Source organism: Halorubellus salinus, from assembly GCF_020567525.1.
Classification (GTDB): domain Archaea; phylum Halobacteriota; class Halobacteria; order Halobacteriales; family Natrialbaceae; genus Halorubellus; species Halorubellus salinus.
Genome location: NZ_JAJCVI010000002.1, coordinates 578096 through 603795 on the forward strand (window position 1 = coordinate 578096; position 25700 = coordinate 603795).

Consider the following 25700-nt stretch of genomic DNA (forward strand, 5'->3'; position numbering starts at 1 on the left):
GAGAGACGCCTAGTCCTCGAGAACGATCTCGATGCTGACGTCGTTCGGAACCTGAATCCGCATCAGCTGGCGGAGCGCACGCTCGTCCGCGTCCAGGTCGATGAGACGCTTGTGGACGCGCATCTCCCAGTGCTCCCACGTCGCCGTCCCCTCACCGTCCGGGGACTTCCGCGAGGGAACCTCCAGCGTCTTCGTCGGCAGCGGAATCGGCCCCGACAGCGACACGCCCGTCTTCTCCGCGATGTCGCGGACGTCGTCGCAGATGTCGTCGAGGTCGTCGGGGCTCGTCCCGGCGAGTCGAACGCGAGCCTGCTGCATGGATTACTCGCGGTTCTCGACGGACAGGACCTTCCCGGCCGCGATGGTCTGACCCATGTCGCGGACCGCGAACGAACCGAGCTCGGGGATCTCCGAGGACGGCTCGATGCTGAGGGGCTTCTGCGGGCGCACGGTGACGACCGCTGCGTCGCCGGTCTGGATGAAGTCGGGGTTCTCCTCCGCGACCTCGCCAGACGAGGGGTCCATCTTCTTGTCGAGGCTCTCGATGGTACACGCGACCTGCGCCGTGTGGGCGTGGAAGACCGGCGTGTACCCGGCCGTGATGACCGAGGGGTGCTGCATGACGACGATCTGCGCCTGGAACGTCTCCGCGACGCTCGGCGGGCTCTCGGCGGGACCACAGACGTCACCGCGACGGATGTCGTCCTTGCCGATGCCACGGACGTTGAACCCGACGTTGTCACCCGGCTCCGCCTTGGGGACTTCCTCGTGGTGCATCTCGATGGTCTTGACCTCGCCACCGACGTCACTCGGCTGGAAGCTGACGTTGTCGCCGATGTTCATGATACCCGTCTCGATACGCCCGACGGGGACGGTACCGATACCGGAGATGGTGTAGACGTCCTGGATGGGGAGGCGGAGCGGCGCGTCCGTCGGCGGCTCCGGCTCCGGCAGGTTGTTGAGAGCCTCGATGAGGATCTCGCCGTCGTACCATTCCGTGTTGTCCGAACGCTCGGCGATGTTGTCGCCTTCGAACGCGGAGATCGGGATGAACTCGGCGTCGTCCGTGTTGAACTGGACCTGATTGAGGAGGTCGGTGACCTCGCTCTTGACCTCTTTGTACTTGGTCTCGCCGTAGTCGACGAGGTCCATCTTGTTGACACCGACGATGAGCTCGCCGATGCCGAGGGTGCGCGCCAGGAAGACGTGCTCCTGGGTCTGGGGCGCAACGCCGTCGTCTGCGGCGACGACGAGGACGGCGTTGTCAGCCTGGGACGCGCCCGTGATCATGTTCTTGACGAAGTCGCGGTGGCCAGGACAGTCGACGATGGTGAACTCGTACTCGTCGGTGCTGAATTCCTGGTGGGCGATGTCGATGGTGACACCGCGCTCGCGCTCTTCGGCGAGGTTGTCCATGACGTAGGCGAACTCGAAGCCGCCCTTGCCCTTCTCTTCCGCTTCCTCGCGGTGCTGCTCGATGACGTGCTCGGGTACGCTCCCCGTCTCGAAGAGGAGTCGCCCGACCAGTGTGCTCTTCCCGTGGTCGACGTGGCCGATGATGGCCAGGTTCTGGTGTTGGTCGCTCATTGGTTGTCTCACGCGCAGAGGCGCTGTGTGGAATCCTTTCGGCAGAAACGGTTAAAACGATTTCGATACGCGCTACCCGAGACCCCGCCGCCCTCGGGCGGTTTGGTGTTGTCAATGTCACGCATGGACGGGTTTCCGAGACCGACGTCCGGTCCGGATACGAGCTGGTGGCGCGCACGCGAACTGGAGCGGAACCGAACAGCCGAAGCTGCACTGGAACCAGTATCGTCGCCCAAGGCGACCGAGCAGCGAGCGGTGTGACCGCGGGCCGACCACCGCCCTCGTGGTCAGTCTTCGAGTCGACGGACGTCGGCGAGGACGGCGCTCGCGGTCTCGTCGCCGCCGGCGCCGCGACCGCCGAGTTCGAGCGCACCGGCGGCGTCGGTGTCGAGCTGCACGACGTTCTGGGTGCCGGTGACAGCGAGTGGCCCGCTCTCGGGGACGAGTCGCGGCCCGACGCGCGCGCCCTCGGCCGTCGCCTCGCCGACGAGACGCACCGTTCGACCGTCTTCGGCGGCGAGGTCGAGCGCACTCGGAGGAATCGACCGGATGCCTTCGACGTCGGCGTCGTCGAGCGTGTACGTCGCGTCGCCGTCCGCGAGGACGTTCGCGAGGATGACGCACTTGAGTGCGGCGTCGGTGCCGTCGACGTCGAACGTCGGGTCGGCCTCCGCGACGCCGAGGTCCTGCGCTTCGGCGAGCACGTGCTCGTAGGAGAGGCCTTCGGCCGCCATCCGCGACAGCACGAAGTTCGCGGTCCCGTTGAAGATGCCCTTCGCTGCCGTGACCTGCGAGCGCCCGTAGTCCTCGATCGTGCCGAGGACGGGGATGGCGCCGGCGACGGTCGCCTCGAACCGGACGCGCCCCGCGCTCTCGGCTTCCAGGTCCGCGACGTCCGCGTAGCGTTCCGCGACCGGGCCCTTGTTCGCGAGCACGACGTCCCTGTCGCGTTCGAGCGCGCGAGCGACGTGGCCGAACCCGGGTTCGGCGTCGTCGAGCGTCGTCGGCGTCGCCTCGACGAGCACGTCGTACTCGGCGTCGAGCGCCGCTCCGGGGTCCGCGTCGCCGACGGAGCCACGTTCGGACTTCCGGTTCAGGACCGCCTGGGCGTCCAGGCCGTCGTCGTCGACGACCGCGGTCTGCGAGTCCGCGACCGCGACCACGTCGTGTCCGTGTTCGCCCGCGAGCGCGACGACCGACCGACCGACCGCACCCGCGCCCATGACCGCGAGCTTCACGCCGACCCCTCCACGAGCGGTTCCACGACCTGCAGGTCCTTCTCCTCGGCGACCGCCCGGACCGTCTCCAGGGCCTCGACGACGCCGTCGGACTCGACCGCCAGATGCACGCGCGCACTCGACACGTCGTCGGTCCCCTCGGGCGCGTCCAGCGAGAGGTCGGTGACTGACGCGGCCGAGCACGCTTCCACGCGCGAGAGCGTATCGGAGAGGTCGGTGTCGACGAGGTGCCCGACGAGCAGCACCGTCACCTGCTCGGTGTACGCGTCCTCGCCGGCCTGGATGACGGTGACGCCCGCATCCCGGAGCGCGTCGACGACGACGTCGAACCGGTCCGGGCGGCACTCGAGGTCGACCTCGACGGGGATGTTCCCGCGCGGTGTGAGGTTCCCGCGCTCGTGGTAGATCGAGAGCAGATTCCCGCCGTTCTCCGAGATCGGTTCCAGCGCCCGCAGCAACTCGCCGGGTTCGTCGACGAGCTCCAGCCGGACCGTGTACGCTCGCACCGCCGCGTCCACGTCAGCGGCCACCCGAGCCACCTCCCTGTCGGTTCCGTCGGTCGTCCATGCAGGAACCAATCGCGTTCTCTCGTATAAGCCTTCAGCCACGCACAAGTCTCGCCGCTCACCAGCGCGCTGATACGCCAGTGCAGCCGACTGCTGCCGCCAAGAGGAGGAGACCGCTGTCGTCGTCAGTAGTGGTACGCCGTGTAGCCGGCGCTCGGAACGGGCGTCCCGGAGTCCTCGTTCTCGAGTTTCTCGATCGCTTCCTCGAAGTCCGCCGTCCGGACCTCGGTGCGTTCGTCCCGGATCGCGAACATCCCGGCTTCCGTGGTCATGCTCTCGATCTCCGCGCCCGAGTACCCCTCGGTCTCCGCGGCGAGCGCCTCGAAGTCCACGTCGTCGGCGACGTTCATGTTCTGCGTGTGGATCTCGAAGATGCGCTTCCGGCCTTCGGCGTCCGGCTCCGGCACCTCGATGAGGCGGTCGAACCGCCCCGGGCGAAGGATGGCGCGGTCGAGCATGTCGAAGCGGTTCGTCGCCGCGATGATGCGGACGTTCCCGCGCGCCTCGAACCCGTCCATCTCGCTCAACAGCTGCATCATCGTCCGCTGGACCTCCGCGTCACCGCTGGTCTTGGACTCCGTGCGCTTCGCGGCGATGGCGTCGATCTCGTCGATGAAGATGATGGCGGGTTCGCGCTCCTCGGCGAGCTCGAAGAGGTCGCGGACGAGCCGCGATCCCTCGCCGATGAACTTCCGGACGAGCTCGCTCCCGGCCATCTTGATGAACGTCGCGTCCGTCTCGTTCGCAACGGCTTTCGCGAGCATCGTCTTCCCCGTCCCCGGCGGGCCATAGAGGAGGACGCCGCTCGGCGGGTCGATGCCGACGGTATCGAACTGAGCGGGGTTCACGAGCGGCTCCTCGACGGCCTCCCGGACCTCCCGGATCTGTTCCTCGATGCCGCCGATGTCGTCGTAGACGACGTCCGGGCTCGCGTCGACCTCCATCGCCTGTGCGCGAGCGTCCGTCTCGCCCGAGAGGATGGTCTGCACGCTGAAGGAGTCGTTGACCGCGACGCGGTCACCGGCCTGCAGTTCGTCCGCCATCCGCCGCGAGACGTCGGTGAGGACCTCCTGGTTGTTCCCGTGCTGCTTGACGACCGCCTCCTGTTCGTCCTCCGCGACCTCCTCGACGGTCGCGATGTACAGCGACGACGTCTTCAGCGCCTCGTTCTCGCGTTCGGTGTGGTCGACTTCGTCTTTCAGTTCCTCGCGCCGCTCGTCGGCGGTCTCGAGTTGACTCGAGAGCTGCTCGTGGACGTCCGTGATCTCCACGAAGTGCTCTCGAAGCGCCTCGAGGCGTTCCTCGTCCGACATGTCCTGGTCGAGGTCGAGCCTGGGACGGTCGGGCAATGAGGGACTCCGGGACATTCGTTGTCGGTCGTATGCGACGGTCGTAAAAGGACCTTTGGGTTAGCGCACGCCGGACGACAGCCATCAAGAGACCGCGTCGAATCGCCCGATATCACGGCCTCGGCTCGCAACTCGCGCCGGGTCGTGGGCGGTCGGGGACAGGGCTTTTTATCCGATGGCCGCGTATCCGAGCCCATGAAGTTCGTTATCGTGGGGTACGGTCGCGTCGGCAAGCGAACGTCCCGCATCCTCAGCGAGGAAGACCACGACGTCGTCGTCGTCGACAACGACCACGAGCGCGCCGAGCGCGCCCGCGACGCGGGGTACACGGTGGTCGAGGGCGACGGCCAGGAGGAGGCCATCCTCGAGGAGGCTGGTATCGCGAGCGCGGACGCAATCGGCGCACTCACGCCGGACCTGAACGTGAACTTCGCCGCGTGCATGGTCGGGAAACACCACGGTGCACGCACCGTCCTCCGCATCGACGAGGACTACCGCGAGGACATCTACGAGAAGTACGCCAAGGACGTCGACGAGATAATCTACCCCGAACGCCTGGGCGCGGCGGGCGCGAAGACCGCGATGCTCGGCGGTGACTTCAACGTCCTCGCGGACATCACCGAGCAACTCCGGTTCTCGGTGTTCACGGTCGACGCGGACTCGCCGCTCGTCGGTGAACGCCTCGTGAACGTCGACCTCCCCGAGGAAGCGCGCGTGTACGCGCACGGCGGCGCGGACGAACCACTTACCATTCCACTTCCGACGGTCGAACTCGAAGCCGGCGACCGCGTCGCGGTCGTCGTCGACCAGGACGGCGTCGACGCCGTCCGCGAGAGCTTCCACGCAGCAGCCTGACTCCCCCGTCGTCGCACTCTCGGTCGTCGTCACGCTCTCTCTTCGTCACCCTCGGTCGTCGTCACTCTCGACCTCCGTTTGCGAGTCGTCGACCGAAAGGAACCGCAGGGGTTCCGTCGTCGTGCGACCCCACGTCGGTACCCAAAGGGAGAGAGACAGCGACGGGCGCGCGATGGATTCGGATGGGAACTGAGGCCGGATGCGCGCCCATCACTCTCATGCGACCGGGATTCAATAAATGCCCGTCAGACGGCCGGCCGACGGAGGTGTGACGGGAGCGTTTTTCCCGATGGCCCCCACAGTCGAGCGTATGTACGTCTCAGGGACTGGATTGCCGCTCGTGACACCGTTCGACGAGTCGGGGGACGTGGACGAAGCGGCGTTGCGGTCGCTCGTCGAGACCGTCGAGGCCGCAGGCGTCGACTTCGTGGTTCCGTGCGGGTCGAACGGCGAAGCCGTCCACCTCGACGTCGCCGAGCGAACGCGCGTGACCGAGGTCGTCGCAGACGCCGCGACCGTGCCCGTCGTCGCCGGGACCGGGCATCCGAGCGAGCGCATGACCGTCGAGCAGACGCAGACGGCCGCGGACGTCGGCGCGGACGCGGCACTCGTCGTCTCCCCGTTCTACCATCAGCACGACGCGAGCGCGATCGCGACGCACTACGAGCGCATCGCGGACGCGAGCCCGATACCGGTCTACCTCTACAGCGTCCCGAAGTACACGGGGACGACGCTACCGCCACGGACGGTGCAGTCGCTCGCGACGCACGAGAACGTCCACGGCATCAAGGACTCCAGTGGTGACCTGGAGACCCTCCAGCGGTACGTCTCGCTCACCGCGAACGCGGACTTCGACGTCCTCGTCGGGTCCGGGAGCGTGTACGCCGCCGGCCTGGACGCCGGCGCGACCGGTGGCGTGCTCGCGCTCGCGAACGTCGCCCCCGACCTCGCCTCGGAGGTCTACGACCGGCACGCGAACGGAGACGACGCCGCCGCACGCTCGCTCAACCGGGACCTCGTGGAGTTGAACCGCGCGGTGACCGCCGAGTACGGCGTCCCGGGACTGAAGGCGGCGATGCGTTCGCGCGACTACGCCGCCGGCTACCCGCGCCGGCCGTTCGAACCCGTCGCCGACGACGTTCGCGCGGAACTGGACGCGCTCGTCGACGACGCACTCGCCGACGCGGCCGCAGAGTGAGGCGGAGCCGCGACCGGCGCGTTCTTTGACCGGGACCGTGAACGTCGACGCATGACCTGGGGCGAACTGTTCGACGCAACGGCCGACATGGACGTGACCGACGCGGACGTCCGCGAGGCGCTCCGCGAGCACCGAGAGGGCGACGATGCCTGACGCGTCACCGACCCGGATCGTCGCGGACGCGGACGTCCTCGCCGCGGACGTCCTCGTCGGTGGCGCGAGCCGGGACGCGCTCGACCACGTTCGCTCGCACTCGTGGCTGACGCTCGTCGCGAGCGACCAGCTCCTGGACGACGCCGAGGCGGTCGTCGCGGCACTCGCCGACGACGCGCTCGCGGCCGCGTGGCGCGAACGCGCCGCCGCCGCGACCGAGCGCGTCGAGCACGACCCCGGCGACCATCCGGGGCTCGCGTCCGCGGTGCACGGCGAGGCCGCGCACCTCCTGTCGTTCGACGACGCGCTCGGGAGCGTCCACGTGGGGATGAGCGTGCAACCGCACGCGAAGCTCTCGGTCAGGCCACCGGACGCGTTCGCGCGACTGTTCGACGCCGCGAGCCTCTACGCGGTCGAGTTCGACGACGACTACCCGGGGCCGGACCGGGACCCGCGCGCCTAGACGCTCTCGCGGAACGCCTTCGCGAGCGCGACGTACAGCAGCGGTGCGGACACGAGCACCCACAGCGCGCCCGCGCCGAGCATGACGACGTCGTCCGCGAACACCCAGAGGACGACGGCGGCGACGACGAGTTCCGAGAGCACGGTGATCGTTCCTGCCACTCGCTCGACGCCGACGGCTTCGAGTTGCGACTCCGACATACGCTGTTTGGCAGTCGGACGCGTCAAAACGATACCGCCCGAGGTGGCGAGGGTCGGGTTCCGCTGGTTCGCTACCGGTCGCCGTTGATGCGTTCGACGACGCGTCGGAGGATGGGACGGGGCGTGATGCGTTCGCCGTAGTACGTCGCCTTGCTCATGAACCCCGGGAGGATGATGGTGTCGCCGGCGAGGAGGCCGCGGTAGCCGGCGGCGGCGACGGATTCGGGGTCGTTCATGAACATCGACCCGATGACGGAGTCGGTCATGTCCGCGCGCTCCTGGAACTCGGTGTCCACGGGGCCGGGACACAGGACGCTGACGTCCACGCCGGTGTCGCGGTTCTCGACGGCGAGCGCTTCGCTGAACGAGTTCACGTACGCCTTCGACGCGTAGTAGCCGGCCATCTTCGGGCCGGGGACGAACCCGGCGGTGCTCCCGACGTTCAGGACCTTCCCGCGGTCGCGCTCGCGGAAGTCCGCGAGGAACAGGCGGGTGAGGACGACGAGCGTCTCGACGTTCAGTCGCAGCTGGGTGCGTTCGGCGCCGATATTGGCGTCGTGGAACTCGCCGTACGTCCCGATGCCGACGTTGTTCACGAGGATGCCGACGTCGAGGTCGCGGTCTTCGACGTCGTCGTAGAGTGCGTCGGCGGCGTGCGGTTGGTCGAGGTCGTGGACGATGGTGGTGGCGGTGACGCCGTACCGGTCCTCGAACTCGGTGGCGGCGTCGGCGAGCGCGTCCTCGCTGCGGGCGACGAGGACGACGTCGTGACCGTGGCGAGCGAACTGGCGGGCGAGCGCGCGACCGATGCCGCCGGAGGCACCGGTGACGAGGGCTGTGTCCTTCACGTCCGGAGTCGAGGGCGCCGGGACGTTAACCGCTCCGCTCTCTGCCCGGGAGCGGTCTGGTGTGGCGAGAGGGGCGTGCAACGACGGCCGTCGCGAGCGCGCCGGTCGCCACGCGGTGCGCTCGCGGGTCGAGCTGTGGTGGTCGCGCGAGACGGACGTCGATTACGGCGCGGGCTCGCGGACCGCGAACGGTCAGGGCACGCTGGTCGTCGCCGCGGCTTCAGTGAAAAGTGTGGGTGTGGGGGTGGCGGTTACTGGACGCTAACGTGAGTGTGGGCGTTGCCGTTACTGGACGCTAACGTGAGTGTGGGCGTTGCCGTTACTGGACGCTAACGTGAGTGTGGGCGTTGCCGTTACTGGACGCTAACGTGAGTGTGGGCGTTGCCGTTACTGGGCGCCTTTCCGTTGGGCGGGTTCGCCGGCGAGCCAGTCGGCGAACGTCGCGAGTGCGCGACCGCGGTGGCTGACGGCGTTCTTCTCGGCGGTACTCATCTCCGCCATCGTCGTCCCGTCGTGCTCGAAGATGGGGTCGTACCCGAACCCGCCGTCGCCGCGCGGGGCGACGATGGTCCCGGGGACGCTCCCTTCGAACGTCTCCACCTGGACGTCGCCGTCTTCCTCGGGGCGGTGCGCGTACGCGAGGACGGTCCGGAAGTGCGCGCGCCGGTCGTCCTCGGCCTCGCAGAGCCGCCAGACGCGGTCGACGCCGAGGGTGTCCTCGACGTACGACGAGTACGGGCCCGGGAACCCGTCGAGTGCGCGTACGAACAGGCCGGCGTCGTCGACGAGCACGGGGTCGACGCCGCCGAGTGCCTCGAACGCGTCGCGGGCCCCCGCCGCGGCGACCGTCTCGAGGTCGCCCTGGATCTCGGTGTAGTCGTAGTCGACGCGTTCGACGTCGTCGAGGTATTCGCGGGCCTCGTCGGCCTTCCCCTCGTTGCTCGTGACGAATCGGATGGGCATACGCGAGTGAGCGGCCCCGGTCGGTAAGGAGGCGTCGGTCCGCGGTCGTTGCGGTGATGGGCTGTTCGTCGTCCGGCGGCTCGTCGCTCGCGGCGGTCGGGACGTCAGACGTCGAGGTTCCCGAGGATACGGCTCTCGGCGCGTCGGAGATGTTCGGCGGCGGTCCCGGGCGCACAGTCGATGGCGTCGGCGACGTCGTCGACGCCGGCGTCGCGCGGCACCTCGTAGTAGCCCATGCGCTGTGCGGCGCGGACGGCGTCGCGCTGGCGGGTGGTGAGGTCGACGCCGACCTCGGGGTCGCCGGGTGGGTCGTCGCCGATCTGGTCGACGGTGACGTCGATGCGGTCCGGGACGCCGTCGAGGACGGCGCGGAGGACGTCGGGGGCGCCGACGACGCCGAGTGACATCGTGCGGTCGGTGTGGTACGCGACGGGTGGTACGGCGACGACGTCGTTCCCGTCGAGTGCGTCGAGGAGGGACGCGTCGACGTCGGCGGGCGACTCCTCGACGTAGACGTAGAACGCGTCCTCGGTGATGGGTGCGAGCTCGAACGTCCGAATACGGTCGAGGTCCGCGAGGCGGTCGGCGTAGGGCTCGCGGTCGCCGCGAACATGGAAGAGGAGCGTGTTCGCGTCCGGACCGTGGTAGTTCCAGTGGATGAGGCGGTAGTCGGCGTAGCCGCCGTGCTCGCAGACGAACGCGTGCATCGGGTGGATGGCGTCCCCGGGCAGGTCGAGCGTGAGCCGGAGGTACTTCACGTCCAATCGATTCCGGACGCCCGACTTAAATCCTCTAGTGGCTGAGACGGTGGAATCGTGCGTCGGCCCTGCGTGGGTTCGACCATGCGACACTGTCGATTCGACGGGGGTGCTCGGTCGTGAGCGAGACCGTCCTACGGGAGCGAGCGTCGAGCGGTGACGCGGGGCCGACGGTCGCGGCGATGGAGGCCGCGCTCGGCGAGCTCGCGGTCGGTCGCGACGACCACGTGAACGCGCCCGCGGTCGTCGTTCGCCCGGACACGGTCGCCGAGGCGGTCGCGGCGCTACGGGACGACCTGGGGCTCGACCACTGTGCGTGCGTCACCGCCCAGGAGTACGCGGACCGCTTCGAGACGATCTATCACCTCCGGGACTACGACGACCCGCAGCGCGAGGCGAGCGTGGTCGTGCCGACGACGCGCGAGTCGCCACGTACCGAGAGCGCCGCGAGCGCGTTCCGCACGTGCGACTGGCACGAACGCGAGGCGTACGACCTCCTCGGTATCGAGTACGACGACCACCCCGACCTGCGACGCATCCTCCTCCCGGAGACGTGGCAAGGCCATCCGCTGCGCGAGGACTTCGACCAGGACCGCCCGCAGGTCGTCACGCTCGAAGCGCACGCGAACCCGATCGCCGACGACGCGCGCGGCGGCACGGATTCGGGAGGTGGTGAGGTCGGCCGGGAGACGATGTTCCTCAACATCGGCCCGCATCATCCCTCGACGCACGGCGTCCTGCACGTCGAGACGGTGCTCGACGGGGAGACGGTCGTCGACGTCGACCCCGACATCGGCTACATCCACCGCTGCGAGGAACAGATGTGCCAGTCCGGGACGTACCGCCACCAGATCATGCCGTACCCCGACCGGTGGGACTGGGCCTCGGCGGGCCTCCTCAACGAGTGGGCGTACGCGCGAGCCATCGAGGACCTCGCCGAGATCGACGTCCCGGAGTACGCGCAGGTCATCCGGACGATGGGCGCGGAACTCTGCCGGATCGCCTCGCACATGCTCGCGGTCGCGACGTACGCGCTCGACGTCTTCGGCGAGTTCACCGCGGTCTTCCAGTACGGTATCCGCGACCGCGAGAAGGCACTCGGCTTGCTGGAGGAGTTGACGGGTCAGCGGATGATGTTCAACTACTTCCGCGTCGGCGGCGTCGCGTGGGACCTCCCGCAGCCCCGCGAGGCGTTCTTCGACCAGGTCCGTGACGAACTCGACACGCTCCCCGCCGCGATGCGCGAGTACTACGACCTCCTGGCGTCCAACGAGATCTTCCAGACGCGCACGATGGGGACCGGCGTGCTCGACGCCGAGACCGCGAAGACGTACGGCTGCACGGGCCCGGTCGCTCGCGGTTCGGGCGTCGACTACGACCTCCGCAGGGACGACCCGTACGGGTACTACGACGAGCTCGACTGGGACGTCGTCACCGAACCCGACGGCGACAACCTGGCGCGCGTGCTCTGTCGGATGCAGGAGGTCGAACAGTCCGCGCGCATCGTCCGCCAGTGCGTCGACGTCCTCGAGGACTGGCCCGACGACGAGCGCGTCGTCCAGTCGAACGTCCCGCGGACGCTGAAGCCCGAACGCGACCGCGAGGTGTACCGCGCGGTCGAGGGCGCGAAGGGCGAACTCGGCATCTACCTGCGGAGCGACGGCACGGACAAACCGGCCCGGTTCAAGATACGGAGCCCGTGCTTCTCGAACCTGCAGGCGCTCCCGGAGATGGCCGAGGGCGAGTACGTCCCGGACCTGGTCGCGACGCTCGGCAGCCTCGACACCATCATGGGCGAAGTCGACCGCTAGAAGGAAAGAACGGCCCGGGCGCGGTCAGTCCTCGACGACGACTTCGACGGGGTCCTCGTCGCTTGCCGCGTCGTCGTCGCTCCCGCCGCGCTCGTTCCAGAGGAGCGCGCCGACGACCGCGAGCGCGACCCACGACCGCCAGTTCGCGAGGTTCAGCGTGTACCCGATGCCGAACGGTTTCTCGACGAGCATCCCGTCACCGGGCTGCCAGTAGGACTTGAGCATGCGGCTGATGCTCGGGCGTTCGAAGTTGTACGGGATACCGAAGACCTCGCCGCTGCTGGGCTTGTCGGACATACGAAAGGATACGGGCGGTCGACTTATCAACGTTGCCGTCTCCCAACCACGGACGCCGTCGCCCCGGGGGGCTCGACGCGACGTGCTGGTCCGCGAATCCGTCGGCCGCGAGGTCGGTACTCGACGGGGTGGTCACTGGTAGCGGCCGCGACCCTCGACGGCTTCGAGCTGGTCGAGGACGCGGTCGTCGCCGACGGCGGCGTAGCCCTCGCGGAGCGCGGCGCGGAGTGGCGCGGGGTCGTTCGCGGTGCCGACGAGACTCTGGTCGAAGACGTGGAGGTCCATCGCGTGGTCCTCGACCTGCTCGGTGTGGTACCCGAGCCCGAAGTCGATCAGGAACACGCGGTCGTCACCGACTCCATTGCCCTCGCCAGTCACGCGCACGTTCCGCGTGGTCGGGTCGCCGTGCACGAACCCGGCGTCGTGGAGTGCTGCGAGGTGCGCGCCGACGGCTCGCACGCGCTCGGGGGTGAGTGCGCGGGCGAGGTCGCGGTCGCCGACGTGCTCGAAGACGAGCGTCCCCTCGTCGTCGTCGACCTCGCGGACGACGGGGGTCGGGACGCCCGCGGCGCGCGCGGCGTGCGTGAGTCGTGCCTCGCTGCGCGTCCTGGTCTCGCGGAGTCGACGGTCGAGTTCGGGATGCCGGTACGCCTTCGGGACGCGTCGTTTCGTGACGACGTCGCCGACGTCGACGACCGCCTCCGCACCGCGGACCTCGGTCCCGGACTCGGGTGCGATAGCGACGTCCTCGTCGGGTTCGCGCCACGTCACCGGGACCTCGTCCGGACGGAAGTTCGCGTCCACGTTCGAGTCCTCGATGGCGAGCGTGTCGCCCGCAGCGTACATCTTCGCACCGAGCAGCGCGATCATCCCGGCGTTGTCCCGGAGGAATCGCGGTTCGGGCGCGTAGAAGTGCGCGCCGCGGGCGTCACACATCTCCTCGAGCATCCGTTTGAGGCGCGCGTTCTGTGCGACGCCGCCGCCGAGGACGAGTTCGTCGCTCCCCGTCAAGCTGAGTGCGCGCTCGGTGACCTCCGCGAGCATCGCGAAGATGGTCTCCTCCAGTCCACGGCAGACGTCCTCGACGGGGACGCCGTCGTCGGCTGCTTGTTTCGCGGCGCTCATGATGCCGGAGAACGAGAAGTCCATGCCCTTCACGACGTACGGCAGGTCGACGTACTCGCCGTCGGTCGCGTGCGCTTCGACCTTCGGGCCGCCGGGGTGACTCCAGCCGACGTGGCGCGTGAACTTGTCGATGGCGTTCCCGACGCCGGTGTCCATCGTCTCCCCGAGCACGCGGTACCGACCGTCGCGGTACCCGAGCAGGTGCGCGTTCGCACCGCTCGCGTTCAGACAGACGGGCGAGTCGAACCCGGAGCGATGCCGGCCGATCTCGAGGTGCGCGACCATGTGGTTCGCGCCGACGAGCGGGACGTCGAGCGCCTGCGCGAGCGCTCGCGCCGCGGTACCGACGATGCGGAGGCACGGCCCGAGGCCGGGCCCGCGCGAGAACGCGACCGCGTCCACCGCCGACCCGTCGCCGTCGTGCCGGTCGCGAGCGTCCGCGAGCGCCGCCTCGACGACGCTCGGCACCGCCTCCTGCATGTGCTCGGCGGCCTCCCGCGGATGGATGCCGCCGCTCTCGGGCTCGTACGCCGCCGAGTGGATGCGGAAGTCGTCGCGCGCGCCGTCGTACACCGCGGCGCTCGCACACCACGCCGTCCCCTCGATACCGAGCACGCGCACGGGTTCGCCGTCCCGCGTCACGCCGCCGTCCACTACGTCCCCTGCGTCGGCCATCTACCTGCCCTCGACTCGGCCAGCCAGCGAAAAGACGACTTCGGTCCGCGTCCGCCGGGGAACGTCACGCGACGCCCAGGTCACGACGCGGTCGCTGAACGACGCAGTGGCTGGTCGACTGTCGCGTCGAAAGAACGGGTGTTCGGGTACTCGCAGCGGCGTTACTGCCACTCGGTGTAACTGCACTTGCCGCAGTGCAGTCGGTCGCCGTAGTCGCCGAGGAACGTGTCGCCGCAGCGCGGGCACTGTTCGCGCGTGTGCTCGCCGTCGTCGTCGTAGAACTCGTGTGCGGGCATGCTATCAGGCCTCCTCCGCTTCCGCGTCCTCGCCCGTGATGGCGTTCCGGTCGAGCATGTGTTCCTGTTCGACGTCTTGGGCGTCCTCGGCCGTCTCGTAGACCTTCGCGTAGCCGACGGTCTTGCGCATCCCGAACTTCGTGTCGAGCTCGCGGACGACGACCTCGTCGGCGTCCTTGTTCAGCTTCGCCGCGAGGCTGTCGCGGACGGAGAGGCGCGAGGGCGTGGCTTCGTCGTGGACGACTTCGAACGTGACGTCCGTGCGGTGCAACATCGGGTTGTCCTCTTCAGAGAGGATTTCGACGTCCATGGTATCTCAGTTACCGTAACTACCCCTCGAAACCCCTAAAAGAATTTCGAAGTGCCCAACCGACAGCACCCGACAGATGCCTTATTTATTCATGGTCGAGTACCATTGCCATTGGTTTTATCACACTCGCGGAGAGTCCCCGGGTATGTTCGGTCCACTGCGGCGTGTCGTCCCGGACGCCATCCGACGACGGTACGCACTCAAGTTCGGCATCGTCCTGCTCTGCCTCGGCGTGGTCGTCGCGGGCATCGGCGTCGCCGCGACCACGCAGGTACAGGACGAGGTCGAAGCGGGCGCGAAAGCGGAGTACGAGCAGATCTCCAGGCAGGAGTCGGCGAAGCTCGCGACCTGGAACGAGCGGAACGGACGCCTCGCCAGTCACCTCTCGGGGACCCTCGCCGTGCGACGCGGCGAACTCGCGGAGATCGAGGCGTTGTTCGAGAACCGCACGGACAGACCCGGCATCTACCGTCTCGACTACGTCGACCTCCGCGAGAGCGAGGTCGTCGTGTCGACGCGTCGCGCCGAGAACCGGTCGCTGTCCGAACTCGACGTCACGGACACCGAGCGCCTGCGGCGCGTCGCGACCGCGGACGGCGGCGGGTTCTACGGCGCGTACGAACGCAACAGCGTGGAGGCGATGACGTACGCCGCCGCGACGCCCGACGGCGACCACGCCATCCTCGTGACGATGGACGCCGGCACCGTCGCCGCGGACCTCAAGGGTTCGACGGAGAACGGCGCCGTCGTCGTCATCGACCCCGAGAAGCGGATCGTCTTCGACAGCGAATCCGAGGAGGGGACCGGGAAGTACCTCACGACGTACGACGCCCCACGAGCGGACCAGTACGTCAAGTCGACCGCGGAATCAGCCGGGTTCTCGCAGTCCGTCGTCACCGGGCCGGCGTCCGGCGTCCTCGTCGGCGATGACGGCTACCAGTTGCCGCGCGAGACGTACCTCGCGGGGTACTCGCCGGTCGAAGGCACGGACTGGGTGGTGGTCGTGCACGAACCGACCGGGACCGCGTTCGGGTTCGTGAAGCAGGTCCAGCAGTACGGGTTGCTCGTCACGGCCGGCATCGTCGTCCTCATCGGCGTCGTCGGGCTCGTGCTCGGTCGGAACACCGCGCAGTCCATCGACGACCTGCGTCGGAAGGCCGAACGCATGGAGGAGGGCGACCTGAACGTCGACTTCGAGACGCACCGCATCGACGCCATCGGCCAGCTGTACGTCGGGTTCGCGTCGATGCGGGACGCGCTCCGCGACCAGATACGCGAGGCCCGGACCGCGCGGGAGGCCGCCGAGGACGCGCGAGCGGAGGCCGAGCGGACGAACGAACACCTGGAACAGAAGGCCGACGAGTACAGCGAGGTCATGCAGGCGTGCGCCGACGGGGACCTCACCGAGCGCATGAACCCCGAGTCCGAGAGCGACGCGATGGCGTCGATCGCCGTCGAGTTCAACGAGATGGTCGCCGAGATCGAGGCGACGACGGCGGAGGTGAAGGCGTTCGCGAGCGAGGTCGCGACCGCCAGCGAGGAGGTCACCGCCTCCAGCGAGGAGGTTCGCTCGGCGAGCCAGCAGGTCACGGAGTCCATCCAGGAGATCTCCGATGGCGCGGAACGCCAGAACGAGAGCCTGCAGTCCGTCAGCGGCGAGATGGAGCAGCTCTCGACGACGACCGAGGAGATCGCGGCGTCCTCGAACGAGGTCGCGGACCTCGCCGAACGCACCGCCGAGACGGGCCGCGAGGGTCGTGACGCTGCCGAGGCGGCCATCGAGGGGATGGCGGAGCTGGAGAGCGAGTCCGAGAGCGCGGTGGCGGCGATCGAGGACCTGGAGAGCGAGATGAGCGAGATCGACGAGCTCATCGAGTTCATCGGCGACATCGCGAAGGAGACGAACATGCTCGCGCTGAACGCGAACATCGAGGCGTCTCGTGGGTCGGCAGACGCGAGCGGTGACGGCGACGAGGGGTTCGCGGTCGTCGCGCAGGAGGTCAAGGAGCTCGCGAGCGAGACGAAGGACGCCGCGGAGGACATCGAGGCGCGCCTGGAGCGCATCCAGGACCAGACCGAGCACACCGCGGGCGAGGTCCAGCAGACCGCGGACCGCGTCGCCGAGCACACCCAGAGCGTCCGGGACGCCGCCGGGGCGCTCGACGAGATCGCGGAGTACGCCGCGGAGACGAACGACGGCGTGCAGGAGATCTCGGCGGCGACCGAACAGCAGGCGGCGAGCACGGAGGAGGTCGTCGCGATGGTCGACGACGCCGCGACGATCAGCGAGGAGACGACCGCGGAGGCGGAGAACGTCGCCGCCGCCGCCGAGGAGCAGACGACGGCGCTGACGGAGGTGTCGAACTCGGCGAGTTCGCTGAGCGAGCAGGCGTCGCGGCTCTCGGCGGCGCTGGACCGGTTCGATACCGCCGCCGAACCCGAGGACGACGTCACGTTCGACGACGAGACGGTCGCGAGCGCGTTCGAGGAGCACGCGCAGGGCCAGACGCCGCCAGCCGACGAGTCGGCCGGGGCGCTCGACGAACCCGAGTTCGACGCGTTCGACGCCGAGGATGCCGAGGGCGCGTCGCCGGACGACTCGAACGCGAGCACCACCTCGGATACCGGTGGCGCGAGCGACGCCGACGGTGACACGTCGGCCGACACCGACGGCTCGTCCGACGGCGACGAGTCCGACGACGACGAGCCGTTCACGTTCGACGACTGACCGCGCGGTCTCGTCCCAGACCTCGTTCTTCCCGGTCGAACGTCCGAGAACCGTCACCTACCACGACCGACGACCGTCACCCGCCACGACCGACGACCGACTCGACAGCGCGACCGCTAGTCGGGTTCACGAGCGTCGAAGAAACGCTCTGCTCAGGCGTCGTCGACCGCCGCCCAGAACGCGTCGAGGTCGCCGTCCATGCGGTCGATGAGCGCGCGGAACTCCGCCTTATTCTCCTCGGTCACGGGCACGTGCACCATGCCAGCGTCGGGCTGGCCGTACACGACGCTCGCCCCGACCGGCGCGACCATCACCGCCGGCAGCACCGCCAGGTCCTCCTCGCCGTCGACGAACACCGTCGTCGGCTCGTCGGCCGCGACCGCGTCACCGAGCGCACGAACGAGCGCGTTCGAGAGCGCGCCAGCCGGATTCGAGACCGTCACGTCCGGGTCCACGACCGCATCGCGGACCGCGTCGTCCACGAGTTCGCGCTTCGTGTGCTCGTCCACGACCGCCACGTCCGGTTCCCGACCCGCCTGCAGGAAGTGATACGTCACGATATCGCCCACCGCAATCAACGGGCCGTCGACGTCCGCCAGGAGCGCGTCCGCGTCCGTCTCCACGGGCCCGAACGGCTCCTTGAACGCCGACCGAAGCGACTCCGGGAGCGTCACCAGCACGTCGCCCGCAGTCACCGCAGCGTCGTCGTCTCCCACACCAGTCACCCTATCGGACCTTCAACGCGTACGCGCCCGCTTCCGTGACCTCCATCTCCTCCGCGATCATCGAGGTCTCCGGGTGCGCGATGACGACGTAGCCCGCCCAGTCCTCCGACAGCGACGTCGACCCACAGCTCGGACACTGGTTCGCGTCCGGGTCGACGACGCGATGACACTCGCGGCAGACGAGGCGATCGTTCGCCATCTAATCACCCGCCTCCGCCTCGCGACCCTGCCGGTCCTCGGCCAACCAGCCGTGCTTCCCGAGCCCCGGCTGCTTCGCCGTCAACCCGATCTTGGAGTCGCGCGGATTCCGCTCGTCGATGCTCTTCGTCACGATACGCGCCCGGATCGCGTCCTCGACGCCGAGCGTCCGATTCGACTCGCTGGACGCGAGCTGCTGGTTCTCGCCGTCGTACGCGAGGTACTCGTCGCTGATCTGGGAGACGTGCAGCAGGCCGTCGACGGGACCGATCCCGACGAACGCGCCGAACTCCACGACCTCCACGACCGTCCCGTCGACGACCTCCTGCATCTGCGGGTCGAACGTCACCGCGTCGAACTCCGCCTCGTAGTACACGCCCGGGCGGTTCGGCAGCACCGCACCCGTCCCGATGTCGTGAACGTTCACGACCGAGACGACGCTCCCGACGTCTTCGTCCATTCGCCCCTCGAGTTTGTCCTGCAGCAATCGCTTGACGAGCTCCGGACTGACGTCCGCGAGCTCCTTCGGGGGGACCTCTACCGTATCCTTGAGCCTGACCTTCTTGTACATCGCTATGGTCGAGTGATATCCAGTTTGTTCGTGCCGCGTAATGCTATTACCGGAACGCTCGCGTCCAAGACGCGGTCCCGGAGCGGTTGGTCGTTCGTGACGACGGCGTCGACTCGGCCTTCGGTGGCGAGTTCGACGAGCGCGTCGTCCGCGTACGATTCGGTGGTGTCCACGCGCGTTGCGCGCTCGACGGCGAGGTCGTATCCGACCGACGCCGCAGTGCCCTCCAGCCCGCCGCCGTCGGCGAGCTTTCGGAGTTCCTCGACGACCGCCTCCGGGACGACCGGCTGGGCGTCCTCGACCACGCGGTCGAGTTCGTCGAACAGCCTGACGTCGAGTTCGACCGGCATCATGAGTGCACTGGTGTCGAGCGCCACGCGCATCGGTCCGTCACCCGTCGAGGGTCCCGACGCCGATGAGCCGCCAGCGCGCGCCGACGCGGCGGTTGATGGCTATCTTCGCGCCCGTCTCCGAACAGACGGGGCGTTTGAGGTTCACTTCGCACTCGCCGTCGCGCGCCGACGTGACCGCGCCGACCGTGGTGGCGGTGCCGACGGTGAGCATGAGCGGTTCACCGGTGTTGATGGGTTCGACCTCGGTCATGTCGTCGCCGACGACGCGGTCGAGCAGGTCGACGGACATCGTGAACGAGTCCCAGACGGGCGGGAGCGAACCGGGTTCGCCGGCGAGCTGGCCGGCGAGCGCGTCGCCCTTCGTGAGCGCCGGGTCGAGGCCGGTGCCGACGCCGAGCAGGCCTCCGGGCAAGACCTCGTCCACGCTCGTACCGCCGGCCTGGAGCGAGCGGATCGAGGTCTCGATGGGGCGGTACTCGGTCTGCCCGCCCTCTTCGACCTCGCGCCCGGGCTTGATCTCGATGTCGTCCTCGGGTTCGAAGCGCCCGCGGACGAGACTCCCGCCGACGACGCCACCCAGGAGGTCCTCCCACGTGGTACCGGGGCGGTTGATGTCGAAGCTCCGCGCGCAGTGCAGGAGCGGGTCCGCGTCCGGGTCGCGTTCCGGCGTCGGAATCTCGCGCTCGATGGTCTCGATGAGGACGTCCGTGTTGACGTCCTGCTGCGCGCTGATGGGGACGACGGGTGCGCCCTCGGCGACGGTGCCCTCGACGAACTCCTGGATCTGCTCGTAGTTGTCGCGCGCTCGCTCGGCGTCGACGAGGTCGACCTTGTTCTGCGCGATGACGATGTTCTCGATCCCGATGATGTCGAGCGCCATCAGGTGCTCTTCGGTCTGTGCTTGCGGGACGTCCTCGGTCGCGGAGACGACGAGGACGGCGCCGTCCATGATCGCGGCGCCGGAGAGCATCGTCGCCATCAGCGTCTCGTGACCGGGGGCGTCCACGAACGAGACGGTGCGGAGGACGTCGGTCTCGACGTCGTGCTCGGGGCAGGTCTCCTCGACGGTGAACGCTTCGGTGTCGTCGCACTCCGGGCATCGGCGGAACGTTGCGTCCGCGTACCCGAGTCGGATGGAGATACCGCGCTTCATCTCCTCGGAGTGCTGGTCGGTCCACTCGCCACTGAGCGCCTGCACGAGCGTCGTCTTGCCGTGGTCGACGTGGCCGACGAGTCCGATGTTCACCTCCGGTTGTCGGTGTGTTCCTGACATCTTCAAAGAGGAATCTTGGATACGACTACCCTTGTGCGCTTGATAAACCCACCGTTCCTGATTTCGCGCGCGAGGCGTCGCGGCGCCGGTAGCGTCGGGTTACGTGCACGGTCGTGTACGCTGGAACCGGTGCGTGGAGCGTGGAACGACTACACGCCGAACCCACGTGGCTGCGTCTCGGTTACACGCCGAACCATGCGGCGATGCCGAGCGTGGTGACGGCGGCGAGCAGGAGCTGGAGTGGGGCGCCGACGCGAGCGTAGTCGGTGAACTTGTAGCCGCCGGGGCCGTACACCATGAGGTTCGTCTGGTAGCCGATCGGCGTCATGAACGCGGTGGAGCCGGCGAACGTGACGGCGAGCAGGGCGGCGAACGGGTCGTGGCCGAGGTCGACGGCGGTGCGGGCGGCGATGGGGCCGAGGAGGACGATGCTGGCGACGGGCGTGACGACGTTCGCGAGCAGGCCGGTGAGGAGGTAGAACGCGGCGATGACGGCGAGCGCGGGGAGGCCGCCGATGGTGGCGCCGACGGTCGCCGCGAGCCAGGCGGCGCCGCCGGTCGCTTCGAGTGCGGTGGCGAGCGGGAGGACGCCCGCGAGGAGGAAGATGACGTTCCAGGAGACGGCGTCGTAGCCGGCTGCGGGGTCGATGGTTCGCGTGGCGAACGCGAGCAGGCAGCCGGCGAGTGCGGTGAGGTAGATCGGGAACGACGTGACTGCGGCGGCGAGGACGGCACCGCCGAGTGCGAGGAGTGCGAGCGGCGTCTTCGAGTGGAGGTCGGGGAACTCGCGAGCGAACGCGTCCGCGAACAGGCCCTTGGTGACGAGGAGGCTCCCGCGGTCCTGGAGGTGGTCGGCGGCGCCGTCGCTCGCGTGCATGAGGAGGGTGTCGCCCGCGCGGAGTTCGGCGTCCCGGAGGCCTTCGTGGCGGACATCGCTCCCGCGGCGGATGGCGATGACGGTCGCGTCGAAGCGGTTCCGGAACCCGATGTCGAGCGGGGTGCGGCCGACGAACGTCGAGTCGGTGGGGACGACGGCCTCATAGAGCGTGCTCGCCGTCCACGGGGCGGCGAGGTCTTCGGCTTCGACGACCTCGCGCGGGAGTTCGCGGAGGCCGTACTCGGTCGTGAACCGGTTGCGTTCCTGGCGGCTTCCCTGGAGCGTGAGGACGTCGCCGGCGGCGAGCGCGCGGTCGGTCTCGGCGGCGACGACGACCTCGCCGTTGCGTTCGAACTGGATGACGTCGACGTGTGCTTCCAGGTCACCGAAGCGTTCGTCGACCTGGGTGCCGACGAGCGCGGAGTCCTCGCGGACGACGGCGACGCCGAGGTAGCGTTCGAGTTCGTAGACGTCGACGAGGTCCTCGGAGGGCTCGATGCGTTCTGGGACGAGGCGACGGCCGACGGTGAGGAGGTACGCGCCGCCGACCGCGCACACGAGGAGGCCGACGGGCGTCAGTTCGAACATCCCGATGGGGCCGTGGTCCATGACGCCGGCGGCGGTGAGGTCGACCGCGATGTCGCTCGCGAGGACGTTCCCGGCGGTCCCGACGAGCGTGAGCGTGCCGCCGAGCATGCTCGCGTAACTGAGCGGGAGGAGGAGCTTGCTCGGGGAGAGGTGCGCGTCCTCGGCGAGGTCGGTGATCATCGGGATGAAGACGGCGACGACGGGCGTGTTGTTGACGACGCCGGCGAGTGGCGTGGTGGCGGCGACGGTGGCGAGGAGCGTCCGGCGTTCGTCGCCGCGCGTCCAGCGCGCCATGAGGACGCCGAGGTAGTCGACGACGCCGGTGCGTTGGACGGCTTCGCTGAGGACGTACATCGCGAGGATGGTGAGCGTCGCGGGGCTCGCGAACCCGGCGACGGCTTGTTCGGGCGTGACGCGCGTCCAGGGTTCGAGGAGTGCAAGGGAGACGAGGACGCCGAGGGCGGTGACGTCGGGCGGGACGACCTCGGTGACGAACGCGATGAGCGCGAGCGCGACGACGACGAACACGACGATGGCGCCCGTGCTGAGTGCAGCCATTGCCGTCGGGTTCGCGGGGGTGCGTGATATAACTCGGCGTCAGGTGGACCTCGGCGTCAGGTGGGCCCGCCGACGCGTCGACAGCCACCGCACCCACGGCAGAAGTGACAGTAACCCTACCAAAGCTCGTTTTAGCGAACGTTTAGGGCCGATGCGGTCGGATTCGTTCGTATGAGTCGTGCCAGCATCACGGAGTGCGAGGACTGCGTCGAGCCCGCGAAGGCGTTCTCGGTCGTGGGGAACGAGACGCGCCTCGCCATCCTCGAGGCGCTCTGGCAGGCGGACGCGGACGTCGTCCGGTTCTCGCGGCTTCGCGAGGCGGTCGGCGTCCGGGACAGTGCGCAGTTCAACTACCACCTCCAGGAGCTCGCCGGGCAGTTCGTCGCGGGTGGCGACGACGGCTACGAGCTGAAGTACGCGGGGAAGGCGGTCGTTCGCGCGCTCCTGGCGGGCGAGTTCACGCACGACCCGGAGTGGGAGGCGTTCGAGATCGACGGCGAGTGCGTCGCGTGCGGGGCGACGCTCGTCGCCGAGTACGTCGACGAGACCATCGCGGTCGCGTGTCCGGACTGCGGGCACGCGCACGGCGAGTACGCGTTCCCGCCTGGCGGGCTCGCGGATCGCTCTCGCGAGGAGGTGATGGCGGCGTTCGACCAGCGCGTCCGCCACCTGCACTGTCTCGCCGCGGACGGCGTGTGTCCGGAGTGCAACGGGCGGATGCACAGCGAGGTGGAGCGCGGCGGCGACTGCTGTCTGGGCGCGGACCTCCGCGTGGAGCACGAGTGCGCGCAGTGCGGGCACTCGCTGTGTTCGGCGGTCGGGCTCGTCCTCCTCGACCAGTCGGACGTGGTGACGTTCCACCGCGAGCACGGCGTCGATCTGAACGGGACGCCGTACTGGCAGCTCCCGTGGTGCGTCTCCGACCACCACACGACGCTGGCGAGCGAGGACCCGCTTCGCGTCGCCGTGGAGATCTCGCTCGACGACGAGACGATGCGCGTGACGCTCGACGAGGACCTCCAGACGGTCGACGTCGACCGCGACTGACGTCGACGGCGTCGATCGGGGCGCTGTCGTCCAACTGTCCGGTGTTCCTGGCCTCGGTCGCTCCGGTCCGAGGGTACTGAACGAGATTTCAGTACGAACGCCTACAGAAATGTAATTCAGATTACCCTTATGTCGTCGTGGGTGCTACGATAGGGTGAAGATGAACTCCCACCACCACTCCCACGAACCCCGGAACGCCCTCGACATCCCCCGTCGCCCTGCACCCTCCTCGCTGGAGGTGCTCGGCCGCGCCGCCGCACTCGTCGTCGCCGTCCTCGCCGTGCTGGCCGTCGTCGTGCTCGCCGCAGCCAACGTCCCCGCCGTCGCCGTCGTCCTCGGGATGCTCGCCGTCGCCGCACTCGTCGTCGGCGCGGTCGCCCTCCCCATCGCGTTCGTCGCCGCCGTCGGCGCGAGCATCTAGACGACCGGTTCGTCCACAGCAAAAGACTTTCACTCGCGCCACCGTCCGCTCTTTCCAGTGCCCTCCAGACGAGCCATGCTCCGCGGCGTCGGCGCAGCGACCGCGGTCGGCCTCGCCGGTTGTAGCGTCCTCGACCGCGGCGTCGAGGGGTACGTCCAACTGAAGTCGATATTCGGAATCGACGCCGACAACGAGGACGGGAGCGACGAGTACGTCGTCAGCGTCAGGCTCGCCGGGTCCCCCGACTCCGAGCCACCCGAACTCACTCAGCACGACGACCGGTGGGTCGAGCGCTTCGACGACCCCCGCAGACCGGTCGTCTCCGACGCCCTCCACGCCGACCTCGAACGCGAGTACGACGACCTCCAGTACCTCGTCGGCGTCTGCTCGCCCGCGTGGGCCGACGACGGCGAGTCCATCGGCTGCTACAACGTCCGGCCACGCGCGAGAACTTCAACGCGGTCCAGGTCCACCAGCGCGTCCGCGCGTCCTCGGACGGCACCTCCCTCACGATCCACTCGACCGACGGCCAGTGGGCGTTCGAGTCCACCGCGGACGCGACCTGACGCCGCCGCGAGCAAGACGCTTTTGCCCGCTCAGCGCCTGGATGCGAGCGTGTCCGAGTACGGGTTCGAACTGTCGCTGTGCGCCCATCTGGAGCGCGAGCGCGACGGCGTGCTCGCCCGCCAGCTCGGCGGCGGCGTGCACGCGCCCGGGAACCGCGTGCTCGACGTCGTGCACGTCGAACCTGGTCCGGGATTAGACGAGCGCGCCGCGATCACCGAGCGACGCATCCCCGACCCAGCCATCCGCGGTCCCGCCGGCCCCGGGCGCGCTCGCCCGTGGCGCGACGCCCTCCCCGACGGCCTCCGCGACGAGAACGCCCGCCGGATCGCGGACGCGTGCGTCGACCGCGGGTTCTTCGAGCGCGAGCGCCGCGGGAGCCGCGAGTACCTCCGCCAGACCGCCAGGTATCCCGACGACTGGTTCGGGCGCGTGCTCGCCGTCGAGAACAAGCCCGACCTCGGCACGCCCGGCGCCCTGGAACGCCAGCTGCGCCTCGACGTCAGTCTCGCGCTCGTCGACGAAGTCGTGCTCGCGACCGAGAGCCACGTCACGGGCGCGCACCTGAACCGCATCCCGAGCGAGGTCGGCGTCTGGCGCTACCACCCCGAGTCGGACGCGCTGGAGGTCGTCCGCGAGCCCGAACCGCTCGCCGTGGAGGACTCGGGCGTCGAACTGCTCGACGAGCAGCCCGCGAGGACCGACGTCGCGGTCGTCGACGCCGACGAGAAGCGCGGCGCGAGGAGGCGGCTCGCCGAGCGCGCGTACGGGAAGGGCTGGCGGACGTACGACCTCCCCGGGTGCGAGCGCGTCACGCCCGACGCCAGCGCCGTCGCCGACCACGCGGCGCTTCCCTACTGTGCGTACCACGACCGCGTCGTCGACCCCGCCCGCGACTGCGGCGTCGACTGCCCCGGGCACCGGCCCACCGACGCGCCCGACGTCGACCTCGCCGCCGAACGCGACGCCCACGGCGCCTGGGTTCGCGACCCCGACGGCCGCCGCACGCGCCAGAGCGGCCTCGACGCCTTCGAGTGACCGCGAGCAGCCACCCCTGCGGTGCAATCGACGACGCACGCGACCGGAACCACAACCGTTCTTGACG

27 protein-coding genes are annotated in these 25700 nt (G+C 69.0%); 8 read left to right on the forward strand and 19 right to left on the reverse strand.

The genetic code is table 11. The features are described from left to right. Window positions 1–9: 9 nt before the first annotated feature. From rpsJ to pan2, 5 genes are all read right to left on the reverse strand, one after another. Window positions 10–318, reverse strand: coding sequence for a 30S ribosomal protein S10 (gene rpsJ, locus LI336_RS07415; RefSeq protein WP_227132365.1), 309 nt, complete (start codon window positions 316–318; stop codon window positions 10–12). Window positions 319–321: 3 nt separating this feature from the next. Continuing rightward, window positions 322–1587: a translation elongation factor EF-1 subunit alpha gene (gene tuf, locus LI336_RS07420; RefSeq protein ID WP_227132366.1), complete on the reverse strand. Its 1266-nt coding sequence runs from the start codon at window positions 1585–1587 to the stop codon at window positions 322–324. A 287-nt stretch (window positions 1588–1874) separates the two neighbouring features. Beyond that, window positions 1875–2825 (reverse strand): homoserine dehydrogenase, encoded by a 951-nt coding sequence (locus LI336_RS07425; protein WP_227132368.1) that lies wholly within the window; start codon window positions 2823–2825, stop codon window positions 1875–1877. Beyond that, the gene (locus LI336_RS07430) at window positions 2822–3355 is read right to left on the reverse strand and encodes an amino acid-binding protein (protein ID WP_227132369.1); all 534 of its coding nucleotides are present in this window, start codon (window positions 3353–3355) and stop codon (window positions 2822–2824) included. The genes LI336_RS07425 and LI336_RS07430 overlap by 4 nt, the downstream gene beginning before the upstream one ends. A gap of 161 nt (window positions 3356–3516) precedes the next feature. Continuing rightward, complete coding sequence (pan2, locus tag LI336_RS07435; protein WP_227132370.1) at window positions 3517–4758, reverse strand: proteasome-activating nucleotidase Pan2; 1242 nt, start codon at window positions 4756–4758, stop codon at window positions 3517–3519. A 177-nt stretch (window positions 4759–4935) separates the two neighbouring features. Between pan2 and LI336_RS07440 the strand changes: the two genes are divergently transcribed. The 3 genes from LI336_RS07440 to LI336_RS07450 all read left to right on the forward strand — a co-directional run bounded on the left by LI336_RS07440 (window position 4936) and on the right by LI336_RS07450 (window position 7409). Beyond that, on the forward strand, window positions 4936–5595 hold the full coding sequence (locus tag LI336_RS07440; RefSeq protein ID WP_227132372.1) for a potassium channel family protein: 660 nt from the start codon (window positions 4936–4938) through the stop codon (window positions 5593–5595). Window positions 5596–5905: 310 nt separating this feature from the next. Further along, the gene (locus tag LI336_RS07445) at window positions 5906–6793 is read left to right on the forward strand and encodes a dihydrodipicolinate synthase family protein (protein WP_227132374.1); all 888 of its coding nucleotides are present in this window, start codon (window positions 5906–5908) and stop codon (window positions 6791–6793) included. 145 nt (window positions 6794–6938) lie between these two features. Further along, window positions 6939–7409 (forward strand): DUF7384 family protein, encoded by a 471-nt coding sequence (locus LI336_RS07450; RefSeq protein WP_227132375.1) that lies wholly within the window; start codon window positions 6939–6941, stop codon window positions 7407–7409. Here the strand turns inward: LI336_RS07450 and LI336_RS07455 are convergent. From LI336_RS07455 to LI336_RS20370, 4 genes are all read right to left on the reverse strand, one after another. Then, window positions 7406–7609, reverse strand: a complete 204-nt coding sequence (locus LI336_RS07455) for a hypothetical protein (protein WP_227132377.1) — start codon at window positions 7607–7609, stop codon at window positions 7406–7408. The two genes, LI336_RS07450 and LI336_RS07455, sit on opposite strands and share 4 nt — an antisense overlap. A 71-nt stretch (window positions 7610–7680) precedes the next feature. Then, window positions 7681–8457, reverse strand: a complete 777-nt coding sequence (locus LI336_RS07460) for an SDR family NAD(P)-dependent oxidoreductase (RefSeq protein WP_227132379.1) — start codon at window positions 8455–8457, stop codon at window positions 7681–7683. Between the two features lie 387 nt (window positions 8458–8844). Further along, window positions 8845–9420: an RdgB/HAM1 family non-canonical purine NTP pyrophosphatase gene (gene rdgB, locus LI336_RS07465; RefSeq protein ID WP_227132381.1), complete on the reverse strand. Its 576-nt coding sequence runs from the start codon at window positions 9418–9420 to the stop codon at window positions 8845–8847. A 104-nt stretch (window positions 9421–9524) separates the two neighbouring features. Then, on the reverse strand, window positions 9525–10178 hold the full coding sequence (locus tag LI336_RS20370; protein WP_227132383.1) for a helix-turn-helix domain-containing protein: 654 nt from the start codon (window positions 10176–10178) through the stop codon (window positions 9525–9527). Between the two features lie 182 nt (window positions 10179–10360). On the opposite strand from LI336_RS20370, the gene LI336_RS07475 reads away from it, so the two are divergent. Further along, complete coding sequence (locus tag LI336_RS07475) at window positions 10361–11989, forward strand: NADH-quinone oxidoreductase subunit D (protein ID WP_227132662.1); 1629 nt, start codon at window positions 10361–10363, stop codon at window positions 11987–11989. 24 nt (window positions 11990–12013) lie between these two features. Here the strand turns inward: LI336_RS07475 and LI336_RS07480 are convergent, their stop codons facing one another. The 4 genes from LI336_RS07480 to LI336_RS07495 form a co-directional block, all read right to left on the reverse strand. Further along, the gene (locus LI336_RS07480; RefSeq protein ID WP_227132385.1) at window positions 12014–12286 is read right to left on the reverse strand and encodes a DUF5808 domain-containing protein; all 273 of its coding nucleotides are present in this window, start codon (window positions 12284–12286) and stop codon (window positions 12014–12016) included. Window positions 12287–12418: 132 nt separating this feature from the next. Next, window positions 12419–14086 carry a bifunctional N(6)-L-threonylcarbamoyladenine synthase/serine/threonine protein kinase gene (locus LI336_RS07485; RefSeq protein WP_264475286.1) on the reverse strand — a complete coding sequence of 556 codons (1668 nt, stop codon included), beginning with the start codon at window positions 14084–14086 and terminating at the stop codon, window positions 12419–12421. A gap of 161 nt (window positions 14087–14247) precedes the next feature. Then, on the reverse strand, window positions 14248–14382 hold the full coding sequence (locus LI336_RS07490) for a 30S ribosomal protein S27ae (protein ID WP_227132387.1): 135 nt from the start codon (window positions 14380–14382) through the stop codon (window positions 14248–14250). Window positions 14383–14386: 4 nt separating this feature from the next. Beyond that, window positions 14387–14692 carry a 30S ribosomal protein S24e gene (locus tag LI336_RS07495; RefSeq protein ID WP_227132388.1) on the reverse strand — a complete coding sequence of 102 codons (306 nt, stop codon included), beginning with the start codon at window positions 14690–14692 and terminating at the stop codon, window positions 14387–14389. A 145-nt stretch (window positions 14693–14837) separates the two neighbouring features. On the opposite strand from LI336_RS07495, the gene LI336_RS07500 reads away from it, so the two are divergent. Continuing rightward, window positions 14838–17420 (forward strand): methyl-accepting chemotaxis protein, encoded by a 2583-nt coding sequence (locus LI336_RS07500; RefSeq protein ID WP_227132390.1) that lies wholly within the window; start codon window positions 14838–14840, stop codon window positions 17418–17420. A gap of 152 nt (window positions 17421–17572) precedes the next feature. Here the strand turns inward: LI336_RS07500 and LI336_RS07505 are convergent, their stop codons facing one another. The 6 genes from LI336_RS07505 to LI336_RS07530 form a co-directional block, all read right to left on the reverse strand. Then, window positions 17573–18136: a GTP-dependent dephospho-CoA kinase family protein gene (locus LI336_RS07505; RefSeq protein WP_227132392.1), complete on the reverse strand. Its 564-nt coding sequence runs from the start codon at window positions 18134–18136 to the stop codon at window positions 17573–17575. A 10-nt stretch (window positions 18137–18146) separates the two neighbouring features. After that, the gene (gene spt4, locus LI336_RS07510) at window positions 18147–18344 is read right to left on the reverse strand and encodes a transcription elongation factor subunit Spt4 (protein WP_227132394.1); all 198 of its coding nucleotides are present in this window, start codon (window positions 18342–18344) and stop codon (window positions 18147–18149) included. Continuing rightward, entirely contained in the window at window positions 18345–18914 is a 570-nt protein-coding gene (locus tag LI336_RS07515; RefSeq protein ID WP_227132396.1) for a DNA-directed RNA polymerase, read from the reverse strand. It lies immediately after the preceding gene. A gap of 2 nt (window positions 18915–18916) precedes the next feature. Beyond that, complete coding sequence (locus LI336_RS07520; RefSeq protein ID WP_227132398.1) at window positions 18917–19297, reverse strand: type II toxin-antitoxin system VapC family toxin; 381 nt, start codon at window positions 19295–19297, stop codon at window positions 18917–18919. A gap of 7 nt (window positions 19298–19304) precedes the next feature. Next, entirely contained in the window at window positions 19305–20540 is a 1236-nt protein-coding gene (locus tag LI336_RS07525) for a translation initiation factor IF-2 subunit gamma (protein WP_227132400.1), read from the reverse strand. Between the two features lie 181 nt (window positions 20541–20721). Beyond that, window positions 20722–22563, reverse strand: a complete 1842-nt coding sequence (locus LI336_RS07530; RefSeq protein WP_227132402.1) for an SLC13 family permease — start codon at window positions 22561–22563, stop codon at window positions 20722–20724. A gap of 171 nt (window positions 22564–22734) precedes the next feature. On the opposite strand from LI336_RS07530, the gene LI336_RS07535 reads away from it, so the two are divergent. The 3 genes from LI336_RS07535 to LI336_RS20375 all read left to right on the forward strand — a co-directional run bounded on the left by LI336_RS07535 (window position 22735) and on the right by LI336_RS20375 (window position 25633). Next, the gene (locus tag LI336_RS07535) at window positions 22735–23610 is read left to right on the forward strand and encodes a DUF7351 domain-containing protein (protein WP_227132404.1); all 876 of its coding nucleotides are present in this window, start codon (window positions 22735–22737) and stop codon (window positions 23608–23610) included. 160 nt (window positions 23611–23770) lie between these two features. Continuing rightward, window positions 23771–24031, forward strand: a complete 261-nt coding sequence (locus LI336_RS07540) for a hypothetical protein (protein ID WP_227132405.1) — start codon at window positions 23771–23773, stop codon at window positions 24029–24031. Window positions 24032–24088: 57 nt separating this feature from the next. Beyond that, window positions 24089–25633 (forward strand): DUF5787 family protein, encoded by a 1545-nt coding sequence (locus LI336_RS20375; RefSeq protein WP_368408353.1) that lies wholly within the window; start codon window positions 24089–24091, stop codon window positions 25631–25633. The last annotated feature ends 67 nt before the right edge of the window (window positions 25634–25700 follow it).